A 14,761-nucleotide genomic window follows, 5' to 3' on the forward strand; every position below is an offset into this window, starting at 1 on the left:
AATGAAACGCTCCGGAACAGCTGACTTGAAACTCATGGGAGGAAGTATTCCCACTTGGTTGTTTGATCGGATGACCCGATTGAGCTTACCTATCGTGGAGACAATCCTGATGGAATACGGAAAAAAAGAGTTTCTAAAAAGAATCTCAGACCCTTTCTGGTTTCAAAGCTTCGGAGCGGTCATTGGGATGGATTGGAATTCATCCGGTGTCACCACTGCGGTGATGAGTGCCTTGAAAAAATCCCTCAATCCCCTTGCTAAGGAGTTGGGGATTTTTGTCTGTGGGGGAAAAGGAAAAGATTCCCTTCAAACACCCACCGAACTCCTTCGAGTAGGCGACCTCACCGGGCTGGATGGGCAGGAGCTTTCACGCTCAAGTAGGCTTTCAGCCAAAGTAGACAGCACAGCGATTCAAGACGGCTTTCAGGTGTACATGCACTATTTCTTGGTCAGCGACGAAGCAGATTGGTCGGTCATCCAGCAAGGCATGAAGCCTGAAGACGGTAGGGCGCGCAGGTATCATTGGAATTCCAGCAGAATGAAGTCATTTGTGGAGGAGCCCCACACGGCGATTTGTGGAGATCATCAGGGGGACATTTTGAATTTGGTGGACCGAAATGCCAAACCAACCCAAACCTCCATGCTCAGCATCACCCAAGAAGATCCTGCCAAAATCCTAGCAGAAATTCCCCATATGAAGTTGCCTGATTATTGCGCCGTCAAGGATGCGGACGTGGACTTAAAGCGTTTGGGTTCCATCCTTTGGCTAGCGCAGGAGTCACAGACCCAAACATTTGAGGAGCTGCTCCTACTCAAAGGTCTTGGACCGAGGACGCTCCAATCCCTCGCTTTGGTCAGTGAAGTAATTCACGGCACACCTTCCCGCTTTACCGATCCGGCAAGATTCTCATTTGCTCATGGAAGTAAGGGCGGAAAGCCATTTCCAGTACCTACAAAAGTCTATGACGAAACCATCGCAACGCTGAAAACAGCCGTTGAAAAGGCCAAAATCTCTTCTTCCGATCAACAACAAGCCATCAAAAAACTCAGTGAACTCGCCCAAGCGGCAGAGTCGGACTTCACTCCCAAGTCGGGAATCCAGGATTTGATTCAGAAGGAAAATGAAGACGCTTGGAAATATGGGGGACGAACGATTTACGGATTTTCTTCAAAAAAATTCCCAGAATGATAATTTCAGCAATTCTGAAGAAAAATAGCATTTCACTATTTTAAAGATCTAATTTCCAAGCCTCAGCAAACATTCAACTTCATTTATATAAACTTAATGGATCACGAACTTTTAAAACTCGGTTCTGAAGCCCTTAAAAAAGCCGCCCTCAATGAAGAGGCAAAAGACTTCATTCTCAGTAATCCATCCCTTTTTCAGCTTTTTAAAAAAGCAGCCAACCGGTATATCGGAGGAGAAACTATTGAAGAAACCGTCCCGACAATCCTGCGCCTCAACCGATCCGGATATCGGGTGACCACGGACTTTATGGGTGAAAGCATTCGGAATGAAAAGGATGCAAAGGAAGCCACCACAGAATTCCTCGACTTTGCGTCAGCCATCCAATCCCATCAGCTCGATTCCTCCGTTTCCTTGGATCTCTCTCATATCGGCATGCTGGTATCCAGAGAGTTGGCAATGGAAAATCTGGACCGCCTCTGCCGTGCCGCCGCTAAGTCTAACCAAGAAGTGATCATCAGCATGGAAGGGACCGACCGTACTGATGCCATACTGGACATTTACAAGGAGACCCTCAAGACCCACTCTAACCTGGGAATCACAATTCAGGCATACCTCCAACGCACGCCCGATGACTTTACGGAAATCCTCCAACTACCCGGGAGTATCCGTCTGGTCAAAGGTGCCTACGACACGCCAAGCGGCTATTCACTTCCAAGGGGAAAAGAATTGGACGAACGATACCTCAACTATGCCGAGCAGCTTTTTGCAAAAGATCATCCCTGCGCCATAGCCTCACACGATGAAAAAATCCACCAAGAAGCCCTACGATTAATTGAACGCCATCAGCCCAAAAATTACGTCTTGGAGCGTTTGCTTGGGATTTGTAATGAAGAATTCGAAGCCTACAAAGAGGCTGGATATCCCTGCCGCATCTATGTGGTCTATGGCAAAGAGTGGTATCTCTACCTGTGCAATCGCTGGGCGGAATATCCCCTAAATCTATTCCGAGGGTTAGCGGATATCATGGGGTAATTTTCAACTTCTATTTTGGAATTGACTGAAGGAATTAGATCTACCTCACTCATTTCCCAACATCCAATGCTTGAATAGGGGACTTCGCTCCTTGCTGATCTCTACCCGATTGAGCATTGGATTTTTGAGGTACACCTCCAGTCCTTTATAATTTGTCTTGATCTGCTTGACTTCATCTATTCGGATAATGGTTTGCCGATTGGCTCGAAAGAAAACGGCCGGGTCCAATTTCCCTTCCAACTCCTCCAAAGTCTGAAAGTCTGTGATCAATCGCTTTCCCTCACGATTGACCAGAAAAATGAGTTCTTCCTTCACAAATCCCGAAACCTCCCCAATCGTCACCGGCATCAGGGTATTTTGAACCGTCACCAACATTCTTTCCAGGTAAGTTTTTCCTGATTTAACCCGATCCAATGCCATCCTTAGCTCCGGCAAAACGTAAGACTCCCGGCGTTTTCTGAGTTTTTCTAAGGCATTTTTTAGCTCCTTTTTTTCGATGGGTTTGAGCAAAAAATCCACACTGTTGACCTCAAAAGCCCTGATGGCGTATTGGTCAAAGGCCGTGGTAAAGATTACCGGACACTTGGGCTCCATCCGCTTAAAAAGGTCAAAACTGATGCCGTCTGCAAGCTGGATATCAGCAAAAATAAGATCCACCTCGTGCCCTTTTTCAAACCAGTCCAAGGCCTTTTTGACGCTGGGCAAAATCACCAAAACCTCTGCTTCAGGCATCAAATCCAGGACATGCTTGGACAATCCATCGGCTACTAAGGGTTCATCCTCGAGGATAACTATTCGTGCACGCTCACCGGTAAGGTAATTATTCATGGCTTAGGATAGGTTGGGGATCAATGGGATGATGACTGAAAATTTACTTTCCGAAGAAAGTACCTGGACAGGCTCCTTACTCAAAAAGCTGTATAGCTTCTTCAAATCTTCCAACCCCTTACCATTGGACTCCATCGCCTGGATTTTGTGATGAATGGAATTGCTGACCCGCAGGGACTTTTCTTCTGCCGTTACCCGGATTTGAAGTGGGGCATCGGGATCGATGGCGTTGTGCTTGATGCAGTTTTCGAGCAAAATCTGAAGCGTGACCGGCACTATGCCCAAACTTTTGGACTCCTCCGATACATCGATTTTAACGTCCACACCTTTTCCAAAGCGGGTTTCCAACAAAAAGATAAAGTGACCGATAAACTCCAATTCCTCGCGAAGGGGAACCGTCACCTTGTTTTCATGAAGGAGTACATAGCGGTAGACCTTGGACAGGTTAGTCACATATTCAGAGGCGAGCGCGGGCCGATCCATGATCAGGCTGTGAAGTGAACTCAGAGAATTGAAAAGGAAGTGCGGGTTGAGTTGATTTTTTAGGTTGTCAAATTGCACCTGTGTCTTTTCACGCTCCAGTCGCTCGGCATTCAGGAGGCTTTTTTTCCATTCCTGGAAAAAATACTTTCCGAAAAAGATGCTGTTGATCAAAAAGGAAAGCGTAGCAAAGGTGGCATAGGTCGTCATGCTAAACATGACCGAAAGCGAACCTTCGAGGTATTTACCTGCCACCATAAACAGCAGCCGATTGACTAAAAGCATGTACACGGCGCCAATCACCAATTGAACTGAAATCCGCAATGCCAAGCCTTTGGAGTAGGGAAGGATGCGATTCATGTATCGCTCCATTCCTTTGAAAAACTCCCAACTCAGCACCAAAAAGACAAAGGAAAAACCGATCGTCTCCGGGGGAAATTCCCCTTTCAGCCCCAAGTCATCCCATAGCAAGTATCGGGTCACCCCGCTGACTAAGGTGACCAATACAAGAATGGCATACTCCATCCAAAGGCTTTTTTTGATCTTCATAGGGCTTGTTTGCACCGTAGATTACGGGTTTTTCTCGGGCGAGTCAATTCGTGGGACAAAGAATTCCAATTTTCCAAGCTTCGGTCAAACCCTCGCAGGTAAGCAGTTGGCTTCCCATATCCGGCCAATAACTGACTCCAAAACCCGTGATCAGGAAATGATCTTTCCATCCTTCATCTCAATGATGCGGTCTGTTTTTGCAGCAAAATCATCGTCGTGGGTCACCGTGATGATGGTCTGTCCCAAGTCTCTGGTGAGTTTTCGAAACGTATCAAACACGATTTTCGAATTGACAGAATCCAGATTGCCGGTAGGCTCATCGCCCATAATCAGTAACGGATCGTTGATTAAGGCCCGGGCTATTGCCACCCGCTGCTGCTGTCCTCCGGATAGTCGGGAGGAAGCTTTTTTTGCCTGATCCGCAATGCCGAGTAGGTCGAGTTTTTCCATCGCTTTTTGACGGATCACTTCCTCTGAATACTTTCCCAACTTCAGCGCAGGGATCATGACATTTTCCAAGGCAGTAAACTCCGGCAACAGAAAATGAAACTGAAAGACAAAGCCGATGTGCTCACTTCGAAATCGCGCCAGGTAGTCCGGAGACTTTCCGGTCAGTTCTTCCATGTTAATCTCCAACGTGCCTTCAAAGTCCATGTCCATGGTACTGAGCAAGTAAAGAAGGGTGGATTTCCCACTGCCAGACTTTCCTATCAGACTGAGAAACTCTCCTTTATGGACTTCTATATCGATGCCTTTCAGGACCTGAAAAGTCTCTGGATCATGGAAATATTTGGTGATTCCCTGCGTCTTGAGCAGGATGTTGCTAGTGCTCATATTCCTCTGATGATTTCGATAGGATCAATTTTTCCGGCTTTTCGGGAAGGCATCCAGCCCGCCACGGCAGTAGTCAAGACACCAAAGACAATCCCGATGATATAATATTTCGTGTCAAAGTTGATCGGAAGAGAATCCAAGGCGAGGAGTTCCCCCCCGTCAAAGGGCACCTGTGCCAGCAGCAGCGAAAAAACAAATCCTACCACCAGGCCCATTAGGCTCCCGATCAATCCAATGATCAAAGACTGGGTTAAGAAAATTCCTGTCACATCCTTGGCCGCAAAACCCGTAGCCTTGAGAATGGCAATGTCTTTCATCTTGCTGTAAATGGTCATGTTGAGGATATTGTAAATCCCAAAACCAGCAACGATCAATAAGGTGATCGACACCGAATAGGTCATGATGTCGCGGATGATTGCTCCCGCCAAAAGGGTAGAGTTAGCCGTCTCCCAATCTTCTGCCTTATTCCCATAGGCTGCCTGTATGGTCTGAGCTTTGGCTTTAGCCTCCCGGTAATTGGTGATTTTGAGATTTAAGTCGGTGATGTAGCTGGCATCTTTGCCCAGTAGCTTCTGGACTGTGGCCAGGTTGGCATAGCTGCGGACGTTGTCTATTTCCCCCAATCCCAACTGAAAGATTCCGACCACCTTCATCGTATAGATGACCCCTTGTGGCGTAGTGACCATTAGCAGGTCACCGACTTGAGCAGACAGCTTTTTAGCCAAACCAGAACCGATAATCAAACCATTGGAGGTGGTTTTGAGTGCTGCCAGTGAGCCAGCTTTGATTTTGGAATGGAGGTCAAATAGCTTATCCTCTTCCAAAATATCCACCCCAGCTACTGAACCGTTGAGTTTTACAGGGCCAAAGTTATAAAAGACCTGACTGGTGAGCCGAGGTGCGACGCCGATCACTTCGGGGTCTTGGCGTAGCAGATCGGCAATCTGACGGGCATTTCGAATTTTGTCGGATTCGTTTTTGGGTTTGACATGATGAACCAGGTTTAATCCCTCCGGACGAATTCGGTCCAAAAGCGTGGCTCTTGGTTCAGTGACATCTTTGTAGATTCGGATGTCTGCCGAGGCGATTTTGGTCAGGTCTTCCGTGAAATTGTTCAGACCTGTCATCAAGCTGATCATCATGATAAACATCCCGATACCGAAGGTCACACCCAGCATCGCCACCAAAGTCTGTTTGGGCTTGGACAAGAGGTGGGTTTTGGCGATTTTCAGAATGACATTCATGGTTTGATCAGATTGGATTCAGCTGTAATTCCCTCCAGGATTTCCACCTCTGACAAGGTCCGGATACCGGGGATCACTTTCACTTTTTGCGCTTTCCCCTCTTTCAGAACACGGACACTATCACCTGGAAGCAGGAGGTTGCCGGGAATGACCAGGGCGTCGGATTTTTCACGGATGACAATGTTTGCCTCCAGAGCTAGTCCCGTCAGTGCCGTGGGTAGCTTGTCGGTCAAGGCGACATCCACACGCAGCATCTGATCAATGGGATCGATTCTGGAGTAGACTTTGGTCAACTTGGCCTGGAAGGTTTGATCCGGAAACGCATCCATCTCCAACAGGACCTGTTGGCCCAGACTGACCCGACTGATATCTTTCTCATCGATCTTGAGACTGCCGATATATCCCTGATCTGAACCAATGACGGCCAGGATATCGCCTTTTTTCACCAGCTCTCCGGGAGAAAAAGGCGACTCATAAAAGATTCCATCCCGGTCGCTTTTCACTTGGTAGAAATCCAGCTCGTCTTGGACTGTCCTCCACTCTTTGCGGCTGGCTTCCAGCTCCCGAATGACCTGGTCTTGCTTTCCTTTCAGCTGACTCTGACTACGCGCCAGATTCTGCCGGGAGGATTCATAGGTTTTTCGGGCATTTTCATAGCTCGACTGTGATATTGCCTTTTGCGAATAGAGGCTGGATTGTCTGACCCACATGAGCGAGTCGTTGACAAATTGTTCCTTTGCGATGGCTACCCCTTTGACGGCTTCCTGAATGGCCGGCCCCAGGTCGGAAGCATTCCGTAAGGCCACCTCATAGGCGGTCTTTGCGGATTGGAGTCGACTGTCGAGGGCTATCCCCGACAGGGTAAACAAAAGCTGCCCTTTGCGGACGGGCTCTCCTTCCTTGACAAAGGTCTCCAGCAGGACTCCTTCCACTTGTGCCCGGATCTCTGCTTGATCGATTGCCTCGAGATAGCCGGAGGCATAGACGGCCTCAGTCACCGATTTGACCTGTGGAGTCTGAGTCGGCACTTCCGAACAGGCCGTCAGTGCTGCTGAAGAGAGAATAAAAAAGAACAGGTTGCTGAATTTTAGATGAAACTTATTCATGGATTTTCGGAGTAGGTTTGGTTACGGATGACTAGCAATGCTTGGGATGTAAAGAGGTCAGCAAGAGCGACCAGGTATTCTTGCTGCTGCTCCAGCCATTCTTTTTCTACTTGAAGGAGCTCATCGGCAGGAATAATTCCGGCAGCCCATTGAAGCCCCGCAAGTCGAAAATTGTCTGCATAGAGCTTGAGGAGAGGATCAAAGCCCTGAACCACCCGGTGATTGTTGATCCATTCGGATTGGAGCCTGGACTGCTCTTCACTCAGGACTTGTTGAATATGGCGCTGCTGTTCTTTGGCTATTTGCCAATCGAGGTAGGCCGTTTTGGTTTTTAGTCGCTTCAGATTTCCCTGGAATAGATTCCAGTTAAGGCTTAGTCCCACCACTCCGACCTCAAAGGAACTGGCTCCTGAGAGGTTGAAATTATTAGCTAGGGTCTGCTGGTAAAATCTCCCCGTAGCGGTGAGTTTGGGTAGGTGACTTGCACGGGATTGCTTCCAAGCTTGCTCGCTGCCAGCCACTTCAAGGTCCGCTTTTTTCCATTCGGGAAGAGCCGAAAGCACATAGTCCACTTCCTGATTCACGGAGGGAGACCACTTGAAGCGTTCGGTAAATTCCACTTCGCCTGCTGTACTGCCGATGAGTCTCAGGAGCGTAGCATGAGCGAGTTCCTCTTGCTTTTTTTGCTTGATGTGTGCATTCTGAGCGGCTTGGGCCGTGGCTTTGATTCGTTGGTAGGGAAGGGGTTCCATTTCACCTGCTTGATAGGTAAGTGAAGCCAGCCGGAAAATCGAATCCGAAAGGTGAAACCGCTCTTCTGCCAGCAGCAAACTTTCCCGATGAAGTAATAGCTGGAAATAAGCTCTGGCGATTTCTTCAGACCAAGCTTGCTGCTGAGCAGCCAGGTCCTGAAGGGTGGCCTGAGACCGAAGGCGATCGGCTTTGACTTTATTCCAGAGCTCGAAATCAAATAGAGGCAATGATGCTTCCAATCCCAAGCTGAGCTGGTACTTAGTGCCAAAACGGATTTCAGTAAACGTGCCGGGTTCTCCTCCTACCGCTTCCGAAGGCAAAAGCTGGACTGGAAGCTGGAGGTAATTGTCCCAGGTGCCATATGCCCGCAAAGAAGGAAACAGCTCGGCACGGCTGATTTTGGTCGCATGATCCTGCTGAACGGATTGCATCTGCCTGATTTTAGGCTGGGGCGAATGCACTTGAGCAAAGCGCAAAACTTCCTCCAGGCTAGTAAGGACCTGATTTTGCGCATGGACAGGCAGGCCACTCAGGTAGAGCACCAACAATGCGAAAAGAAAGCGATGTAAGTATTGGGTAGACATCTGTATGAGAGCTAAATGATGTCACCAAATTGAAATGAGGATCACTGGGATGAAAAAAAAGAAAACTGAACCTGCCAAAAAGTATATCCAAGCCTACAGAATTGCCCTCGAAGCATTTTGCGAACGTTGAGAAAAGCCAGATGATGATTAGAACCTAGCTTTCCCGTGCGACTGGATTTGAAAAAAAATGGGTCTATAATCCCACTGTAGGATGCGAAAAAGGATTTGGAGTTTTACCGGGAGAATTGCCTAAATATGAATTTGATTCTGGGTTGTAAAATCCTAAACTCCATCTAAAAAAATCACTTCCTCGGATGAAACTCCGTCAGCACCTGCCTGAGGTAATCTCGATCCAAATGGGTATAAATCTCGGTAGTCGTAATGCTTTCATGACCCAGCATTTCCTGCACGGCACGCAGGTCCGCTCCGCCTTCGATCAGGTGGGTGGCGAAGGAGTGGCGGAAGGTATGCGGACTGATATTCTTTTTGATCCCCGCCTGCTCAGCGGTCTTTTTGATGATTAGAAAAATCATCACTCGGGTGAGTTTCTGACCACGCCGGTTGAGAAATACAAATTCCTCGTTGCCTTTGGCCGGAGTCTGATGCACTCGAATCTGCTCTTGGTAGATTTTCAAGTAGCGCAAGGCATCCTTGCCGATTGGTACCAATCGTTCCTTGTTGCCTTTTCCCACCACTCTCAGAAATCCGATATCGGCAAAGACCTGGCTTTTTTTGAGTTCGACGAGCTCGCTGACACGTAAGCCAGAACTGTACAGCATTTCGAGCATGGCCCGGTTGCGGTGCCCCTCGGGTTCACCGAGCGGAATGGCCTCCAGCAACTGCTCAATCTCGGGATAGCTCAGGGTATCGGGGAGTTTGCGCCCAAGCTTGGGTGCTTCGAGGAGTTGGGCGGGATCTTCCTTGATCCGGTCTTCATACATCAGAAAGCGGTAAAAGGCTTTGACCCCAGAGATGATACGGGCCTGGGTGTAGGCGGAAATCTCCAAAGCCGCCAAGGTATTCACAAAACGGCGAAGGTGCTCGAGTTCGAGGTCGAGCGGGCTTTTCTGAGGAAACTCCCTTTCTGAAAAATCCGCCAACTTCTGCACATCAAGCGTGTAGGCTTCGATGGAATTTTCACTCAGCGAGCGCTCCAGCTTGAGGTAATGACGAAATTGGCGAATGAGTTGACTCCACATAAGTTGGAAAGTGCTAAAGTTGCAAAGTTGCAAAGTTGATTCAACCTTACAACCTTACCACCTTCTAACTTTACAACCTTTTTACCTTCCAACTTTCCAACTTTTTTCAAAGTATGTCATATAAATCCCGACGATTTCTGATTAAGTAGTGTACATGAACCGATCACAGCTCGAAACCTTTCTCCGTCAGTACCACCGCGAGGCCTTTCTTTGGGCCAGACAGTGCTGCGGATTTGACGGGGAACTGGCCAAGGATGTGATCCAGCAGGTGTACTTGAAGGTGCTCGAAGGAAAAGCCAAACTAAAAGCGGAAGACCATCCGAAGACTTGGTTGTTTTCGGTGATTCGATTCACGGCGATGGATGAACTCCGTACCAAAGGAAAGTGGCTGACTGTCGAAATCGAGGAAGACATGGCTTGGGAGTCAGAACCTACAGAAACCGAAAGCCACGAGGACCTGATTCGACGCCTACCCAAGATGCAGCAGGAAGTCTTGCTGATGGTTTTTTACCACGACATGACACTGGAAGAAGCCGCCAAAGTCCTTCAACTGCACATTGGTACGGTAAGAACACATTACGATCGAGGAAAGAAAAAACTGAAAGAATGGATTATGGATAGAAATCGTAAATGCGGCAGTGAGGACACTGTCTCGGGCAAGAGAATGGATTGAACTCCGAAAAACCTTTGAGGTTTGAAGAACCTCGAAGGTTTAAAATTTGAAATCAGAAAAATGGGATAGAAAGTCTAAATCCTCCCAAACCGAAAAGAATCTGTGCACATCTGTGGATTTTTCTGTGAAAATCTGCGGGAAACAAAAGAGAAAAAATGAACATCGATAAAGACCCCAAACTACACGCCTTTTTCCAATCACTAAAGGAAAAAGATGAACACCTGGTGGTTCCTCCTTTTCCTGAAAAGGAGAAGAAAGACTTACGCAATTGGTGGATTCCCGTGGGAATAGCTGCTACACTGTTATTGGGGGCATATATACTGAGAGAAAAAGAGCCCAATCTAACTGGACCTGAAGTTCTCATCATCACGTTGGAGGAAGGACCAAATCAAGAACTTCAATTCCATATTCAAGAAACCACAGAAATGGATATCTGGGAATCTCCGACGGCATCACTACTTACAGAATTTTAACTAAACCAACTAGGTCAAAACTTACATAAACATGAAAAAGCTAATTCTGATCCTTTTTATTGCGCTTCCCATAGCCTTGGTTCAAGCCCAAAAGAGCTACACATACGTCCAATCACCTGCTTCTCCCCCTTCACAGGACATTTTCAAAAGTAAACTTTACTCCACCACTAATCTAATGGAGGTACGTGAGGAGATCGGACTTACCGAATCTCAAGTAGCTAAAATCAAAAAACTCCATGCAGATAATTCGGTTCAATTTTCCACACTTAAATGGGACTTGGATGATGCCACCTCCAAAATGAAAAAGCTACTCGACCAGCCTAGAATTAACTCTGCGGACGTTACCCGACAGCTAGATGAAATCCTGAAATTGGAAAATCAGATGAAACGGATTCAGATGACTATGATGGTAGCCATTAAAAATGAACTGACTCCTGAGCAGATCGAAAAATTAGAGGCTCCCAAAAAGTATTTTATCCAAAACGGGAATTCCATTTCCGGAGAAAAATTACAAAGCCTGGGCGGAAATTCATCAAATATCATTCTGAATGGAACCGGACTTGCTACTTCTCCAAAAGTCGCAGTAACCGTCAATGGCAGCAAGGAACAGCCTTTGTATTTCATCGAATCGAGATCCGGAAGAACTCAAGTGCAATCTTTTGAACACATCGACCCGAAAGGTGTCGAAAGCGTCACGGTGCTTAAAGGGGAACAGGCTGTGGAGAAGTATGGAACCAAAGGAATCAATGGGGTGGTCGTGATTAAACTTAAGGATGAAAAGAAAGATGAACAACCCCTGGAAAATTAAGTACTCAATTGGTTAATTTTTAACTCAAAAAGGAAGGCCGAGTGACCTTCCTTTTTTTAGCTGAATCGCATCTTGGCGGGGTTCATTTTGGTCAAAAAGAAATCTGTGACCTGGACTAGATTTTTGGACTCATCAATGACGTAAACAATCTTTATCTCAAGATATTTTGTCTCTTGAAGGAGAATAAATCTAAAAATGCTTTGTTTCCCCTTTATGGACTTTTCTACACTTCCTCTTTGAGGATTAATCTGGAGTGAAAGTAAAAGTTCTGAAAGTTGATTTTCGATTTCAATAGCTCTAATCAAACTGAAATTCCGTTCGATATAGCTTAAAATCTCAAATTGGAATCGATCTCTCGCAGGCTTAGTGATGATTATTTCGTAGACAACTTGGCTAGCCATTCCTGATTTGACTTTCTGAATTCATCAAGTGTCATCACCTCTCCTCGTTTGATCGCCTCCAAGGATTCCTCAGTCCGAGCATCCATTTCAGCTTGAATAATTGATTCCTCAATCTTTTCAAGACTTGAGGACTTTTCAATTTTCATCAGACGCTGGATCATATTCAGCTTCCTTTTTTCTATAGTCATGGTACCTTTTTCTTGATCAGTCCGAAGTTACCTTTTTTACAGGAAAAAATATGGAAACAAAGCAATCAAAAAAGGAAGGCCAAGTGACCTTCCTTTTTTGATTATCCGCGGAAACCTACCTACCGTAGGCAGGTCTGTGTCTTTTTCTGCGAAAATCTGCGGGAAATAAATCAATCCAAAAACCTCCAGCTCGCCTTATGATTTTTATCCAATGGTTTTCCGGTCACTTTTGCTCTCAGGATCTCGATCGGCATGGCGTTTTGGGTCATGATCAAATCATGGAATTGCTTCTCAGGCATTTTGCCGGAATCCACCATTTCTTTTCTAAGGGAGTAGATTTCCAGGGCTCCGATCATATAGGCGATTTGATAGAGCGGACCGTAACTTCCCTCAAAGGAGCGTCTCACCTCTGCCTCGGCATTGGCTCGCTCGTGACCGACTTTGTCCACAAGCAGGTCAATGCATTGCTGAGGTGTCATTTTTCCCAAGTGATAATTGAGGGAGAAAATAATCCGTGCGCAGCGGTGCATTCTCCAAAAGAGCATGCCGACTTTGTCTTTGGCGTCCCGAGGGAAATTGCGATCCCAAAGCACAAACTCCCAATACAAAGCCCAGCCCTCGGTCCAGAATGGCGTGCCGAAAGGTCTTCGATGCGTCATGTAGCGCTGATTCATAAACTGCTGCAGGTGATGACCCGGGATGAGTTCGTGCTGTACTGTAGCTCTAGAAAAGTGAGGATTATTTCCCCGCATGGACATCATCTTGTCCTCATGGCTCATTTCGGAGGTTGGATAAGCGATCTGAATCACCTCTCCCCCCAAAAAGAACGGGCTTACCCGCTGCCTTTCTGGAGAAATCATGATCGTTCTCCAGGTTTCAATCGCCAAAGGAGGCACGGTCAACCAGTCATTTTTGACCATAATGTCAATGGCCTCTTCTCCGAGTCTAGCCACTTCTTCAGGCCATGCCCCTGCAGGCAAGTAGGTTTCCTTCACCATTTCCAAGGCTGCTTTCCAATTATTGCCAAAGCCGAGTTCATTGGAGGCTTTCAGCATTTCCTTTTCGCACCAGGCAAACTGCTTCTCTGCTTCAGCGATCAGTTCCTCCGGAGAGTAGGCGATCATCTCAAAAGAAAGTTGCTTTTCTAAAGCTTCCCTTCCAATGGGCTTCCCAATGATTCCAGAGCCGTCGTCTTTCACTGTGTTGGTGTAGTGCTCGCGAAGGGCTTTGGCATAGGCTTTCATACTTGCATCGAGTTTTTTCCAAGGTTCAGGCATCCACCAAGTGAAGGCTGGATCGTAGTCGTAGTAGAAATCATAGGCTTCTTTAACCACCCGGTTGAGGCTTTCGACGGCTTGAGCGGCCAAGTCGGCCTGCTGCCAAGAGGTATATTTAGCGGATGAGGCTAGGGCTTTGTGTTGGGCGGCCACGGCTTTAGCCACGGCATCCCAGCTGGCTGCCAAGGCTTTGGAGTCGGGTTGCTTGGCTCTGCGACGGGCTACCACAAAGTCTTCCAATGGCTTACCAAAAGCAACTACCGACTGAATCGCCATAAAATCCCGCTTTTCGAGGTCAAGCTCGGCGAGTTGCTTTTCGAGAAAATTGCGAAAGAGGACATAGTCGATTTTCCCGTCTTCGGAGAGCGCGTCATAGTTTTGGGCTCGGAGGGTCTTGAGGTAATCCTGATTGAAGGACTCCATACGGGCGAAGTATTCTGCCGATAGCCGGTTGGTGTAGAGACGCGAAAGCGCCCCCCGATCGGCCTGATAGGTAGTGATCAGATTGACCAACTCGGTAGCTTCAGCCCACAAGGAGCCAAAAACGAGAAATACGAAAAGCGCTATTTTTTTCATATGATTTTTAATTTTTTTTCAGTGGCCATATGGAATCTTCGCATTACAAAAAACCATTCTATTGTACATAGCTTGGTTACATGCTCGATTTCATAAGAGGGATTTTCTTGGATGGGAATCTAGCAATCCTAAACATAGAATATTCTGGCTTTTGAAAAAACCACAATATTCTCAGTGGCAAAAAGGCTACGTATTTATTTACAAAAGGATAAACCAGCGCATAAACCATCAGATATAATCCAAAGACATTGGATACTATCCGTCAAATAGAAATAAACTATATGGTTTTAGATTTTCTCTAAACCTTTAAAGGAAGGTCTAAATAGCTTATAGACTTTAAATTTGTTCTTTTGGCTTGACCCAAAAGAACCAAAAAGTCAAGACGCAGCAATGCTCCAACCGCACAGGGCCGGGCGCTGGCCCGCTGCTGCGTCAGCCCCCGCGCCTATCAAAGGCAAGTCTTGTGGTTTTAGAGCACATTGAGTGGACAAATAAAATTGTCATTCAATTTTTGCGTACGCAGATTACATGAAGCAAGTGCTTACAATTCAATGCCATTTGACACAT

At 46.8% G+C, this 14,761-nt stretch carries 14 protein-coding genes; 5 read left to right on the plus strand and 9 right to left on the minus strand.

The genetic code is table 11. From position 1 onward, the window contains the following. Window position 1 precedes the first annotated feature (1 nt). Both ACFPIK_RS09040 and ACFPIK_RS09045 read left to right on the plus strand, forming a co-directional pair. Window positions 2-1,189: a DUF763 domain-containing protein gene (locus tag ACFPIK_RS09040; protein WP_377914401.1), complete on the plus strand. Its 1,188-nt coding sequence runs from the start codon at window positions 2-4 to the stop codon at window positions 1,187-1,189. A 96-nt stretch (window positions 1,190-1,285) separates the two neighbouring features. Further along, complete coding sequence (locus ACFPIK_RS09045) at window positions 1,286-2,221, plus strand: proline dehydrogenase family protein (protein ID WP_377914403.1); 936 nt, start codon at window positions 1,286-1,288, stop codon at window positions 2,219-2,221. Between the two features lie 45 nt (window positions 2,222-2,266). Here the strand turns inward: ACFPIK_RS09045 and ACFPIK_RS09050 are convergent, their stop codons facing one another. From ACFPIK_RS09050 to xerD, 7 genes are all read right to left on the minus strand, one after another. Next, window positions 2,267-3,049, minus strand: a complete 783-nt coding sequence (locus ACFPIK_RS09050) for a LytR/AlgR family response regulator transcription factor (protein ID WP_377914405.1) — start codon at window positions 3,047-3,049, stop codon at window positions 2,267-2,269. Window positions 3,050-3,052: 3 nt separating this feature from the next. After that, window positions 3,053-4,078, minus strand: coding sequence for a sensor histidine kinase (locus ACFPIK_RS09055; RefSeq protein ID WP_377914407.1), 1,026 nt, complete (start codon window positions 4,076-4,078; stop codon window positions 3,053-3,055). Between the two features lie 150 nt (window positions 4,079-4,228). Then, the gene (locus ACFPIK_RS09060; RefSeq protein ID WP_377914409.1) at window positions 4,229-4,912 is read right to left on the minus strand and encodes an ABC transporter ATP-binding protein; all 684 of its coding nucleotides are present in this window, start codon (window positions 4,910-4,912) and stop codon (window positions 4,229-4,231) included. Continuing rightward, window positions 4,909-6,156, minus strand: a complete 1,248-nt coding sequence (locus tag ACFPIK_RS09065; RefSeq protein WP_377914411.1) for an ABC transporter permease — start codon at window positions 6,154-6,156, stop codon at window positions 4,909-4,911. Before ACFPIK_RS09065 ends, ACFPIK_RS09060 begins: the two co-directional genes overlap by 4 nt. Continuing rightward, window positions 6,153-7,262, minus strand: coding sequence for an efflux RND transporter periplasmic adaptor subunit (locus ACFPIK_RS09070; RefSeq protein WP_377914413.1), 1,110 nt, complete (start codon window positions 7,260-7,262; stop codon window positions 6,153-6,155). The genes ACFPIK_RS09065 and ACFPIK_RS09070 overlap by 4 nt, the downstream gene beginning before the upstream one ends. Further along, the gene (locus ACFPIK_RS09075; RefSeq protein ID WP_377914415.1) at window positions 7,259-8,599 is read right to left on the minus strand and encodes a TolC family protein; all 1,341 of its coding nucleotides are present in this window, start codon (window positions 8,597-8,599) and stop codon (window positions 7,259-7,261) included. The genes ACFPIK_RS09070 and ACFPIK_RS09075 overlap by 4 nt, the downstream gene beginning before the upstream one ends. Window positions 8,600-8,901: 302 nt before the next feature. Then, window positions 8,902-9,798 carry a site-specific tyrosine recombinase XerD gene (gene xerD / locus ACFPIK_RS09080; RefSeq protein WP_377914417.1) on the minus strand — a complete coding sequence of 299 codons (897 nt, stop codon included), beginning with the start codon at window positions 9,796-9,798 and terminating at the stop codon, window positions 8,902-8,904. A gap of 154 nt (window positions 9,799-9,952) precedes the next feature. Here xerD and ACFPIK_RS09085 point away from each other — a divergent pair, with 154 nt between their 5' ends. The 3 genes from ACFPIK_RS09085 (at window position 9,953) to ACFPIK_RS09095 (ending at window position 11,752) form a co-directional block, all read left to right on the plus strand. After that, the gene (locus ACFPIK_RS09085; protein WP_377914419.1) at window positions 9,953-10,471 is read left to right on the plus strand and encodes an RNA polymerase sigma factor; all 519 of its coding nucleotides are present in this window, start codon (window positions 9,953-9,955) and stop codon (window positions 10,469-10,471) included. 155 nt (window positions 10,472-10,626) lie between these two features. Continuing rightward, window positions 10,627-10,944, plus strand: coding sequence for a hypothetical protein (locus ACFPIK_RS09090; RefSeq protein WP_377914421.1), 318 nt, complete (start codon window positions 10,627-10,629; stop codon window positions 10,942-10,944). A gap of 31 nt (window positions 10,945-10,975) precedes the next feature. Further along, window positions 10,976-11,752, plus strand: coding sequence for a TonB-dependent receptor plug domain-containing protein (locus ACFPIK_RS09095; RefSeq protein ID WP_377914423.1), 777 nt, complete (start codon window positions 10,976-10,978; stop codon window positions 11,750-11,752). Window positions 11,753-12,125: 373 nt separating this feature from the next. On the opposite strand, the gene ACFPIK_RS09100 is transcribed toward ACFPIK_RS09095, so the two are convergent. Then, entirely contained in the window at window positions 12,126-12,341 is a 216-nt protein-coding gene (locus tag ACFPIK_RS09100; RefSeq protein WP_377914425.1) for a hypothetical protein, read from the minus strand. A 170-nt stretch (window positions 12,342-12,511) separates the two neighbouring features. Further along, entirely contained in the window at window positions 12,512-14,194 is a 1,683-nt protein-coding gene (locus ACFPIK_RS09105) for a DUF885 family protein (protein WP_377914427.1), read from the minus strand. Window positions 14,195-14,761 lie beyond the last annotated feature (567 nt).

Source organism: Algoriphagus aquatilis (assembly GCF_042657405.1).
Lineage (GTDB): Bacteria > Bacteroidota > Bacteroidia > Cytophagales > Cyclobacteriaceae > Algoriphagus > Algoriphagus aquatilis.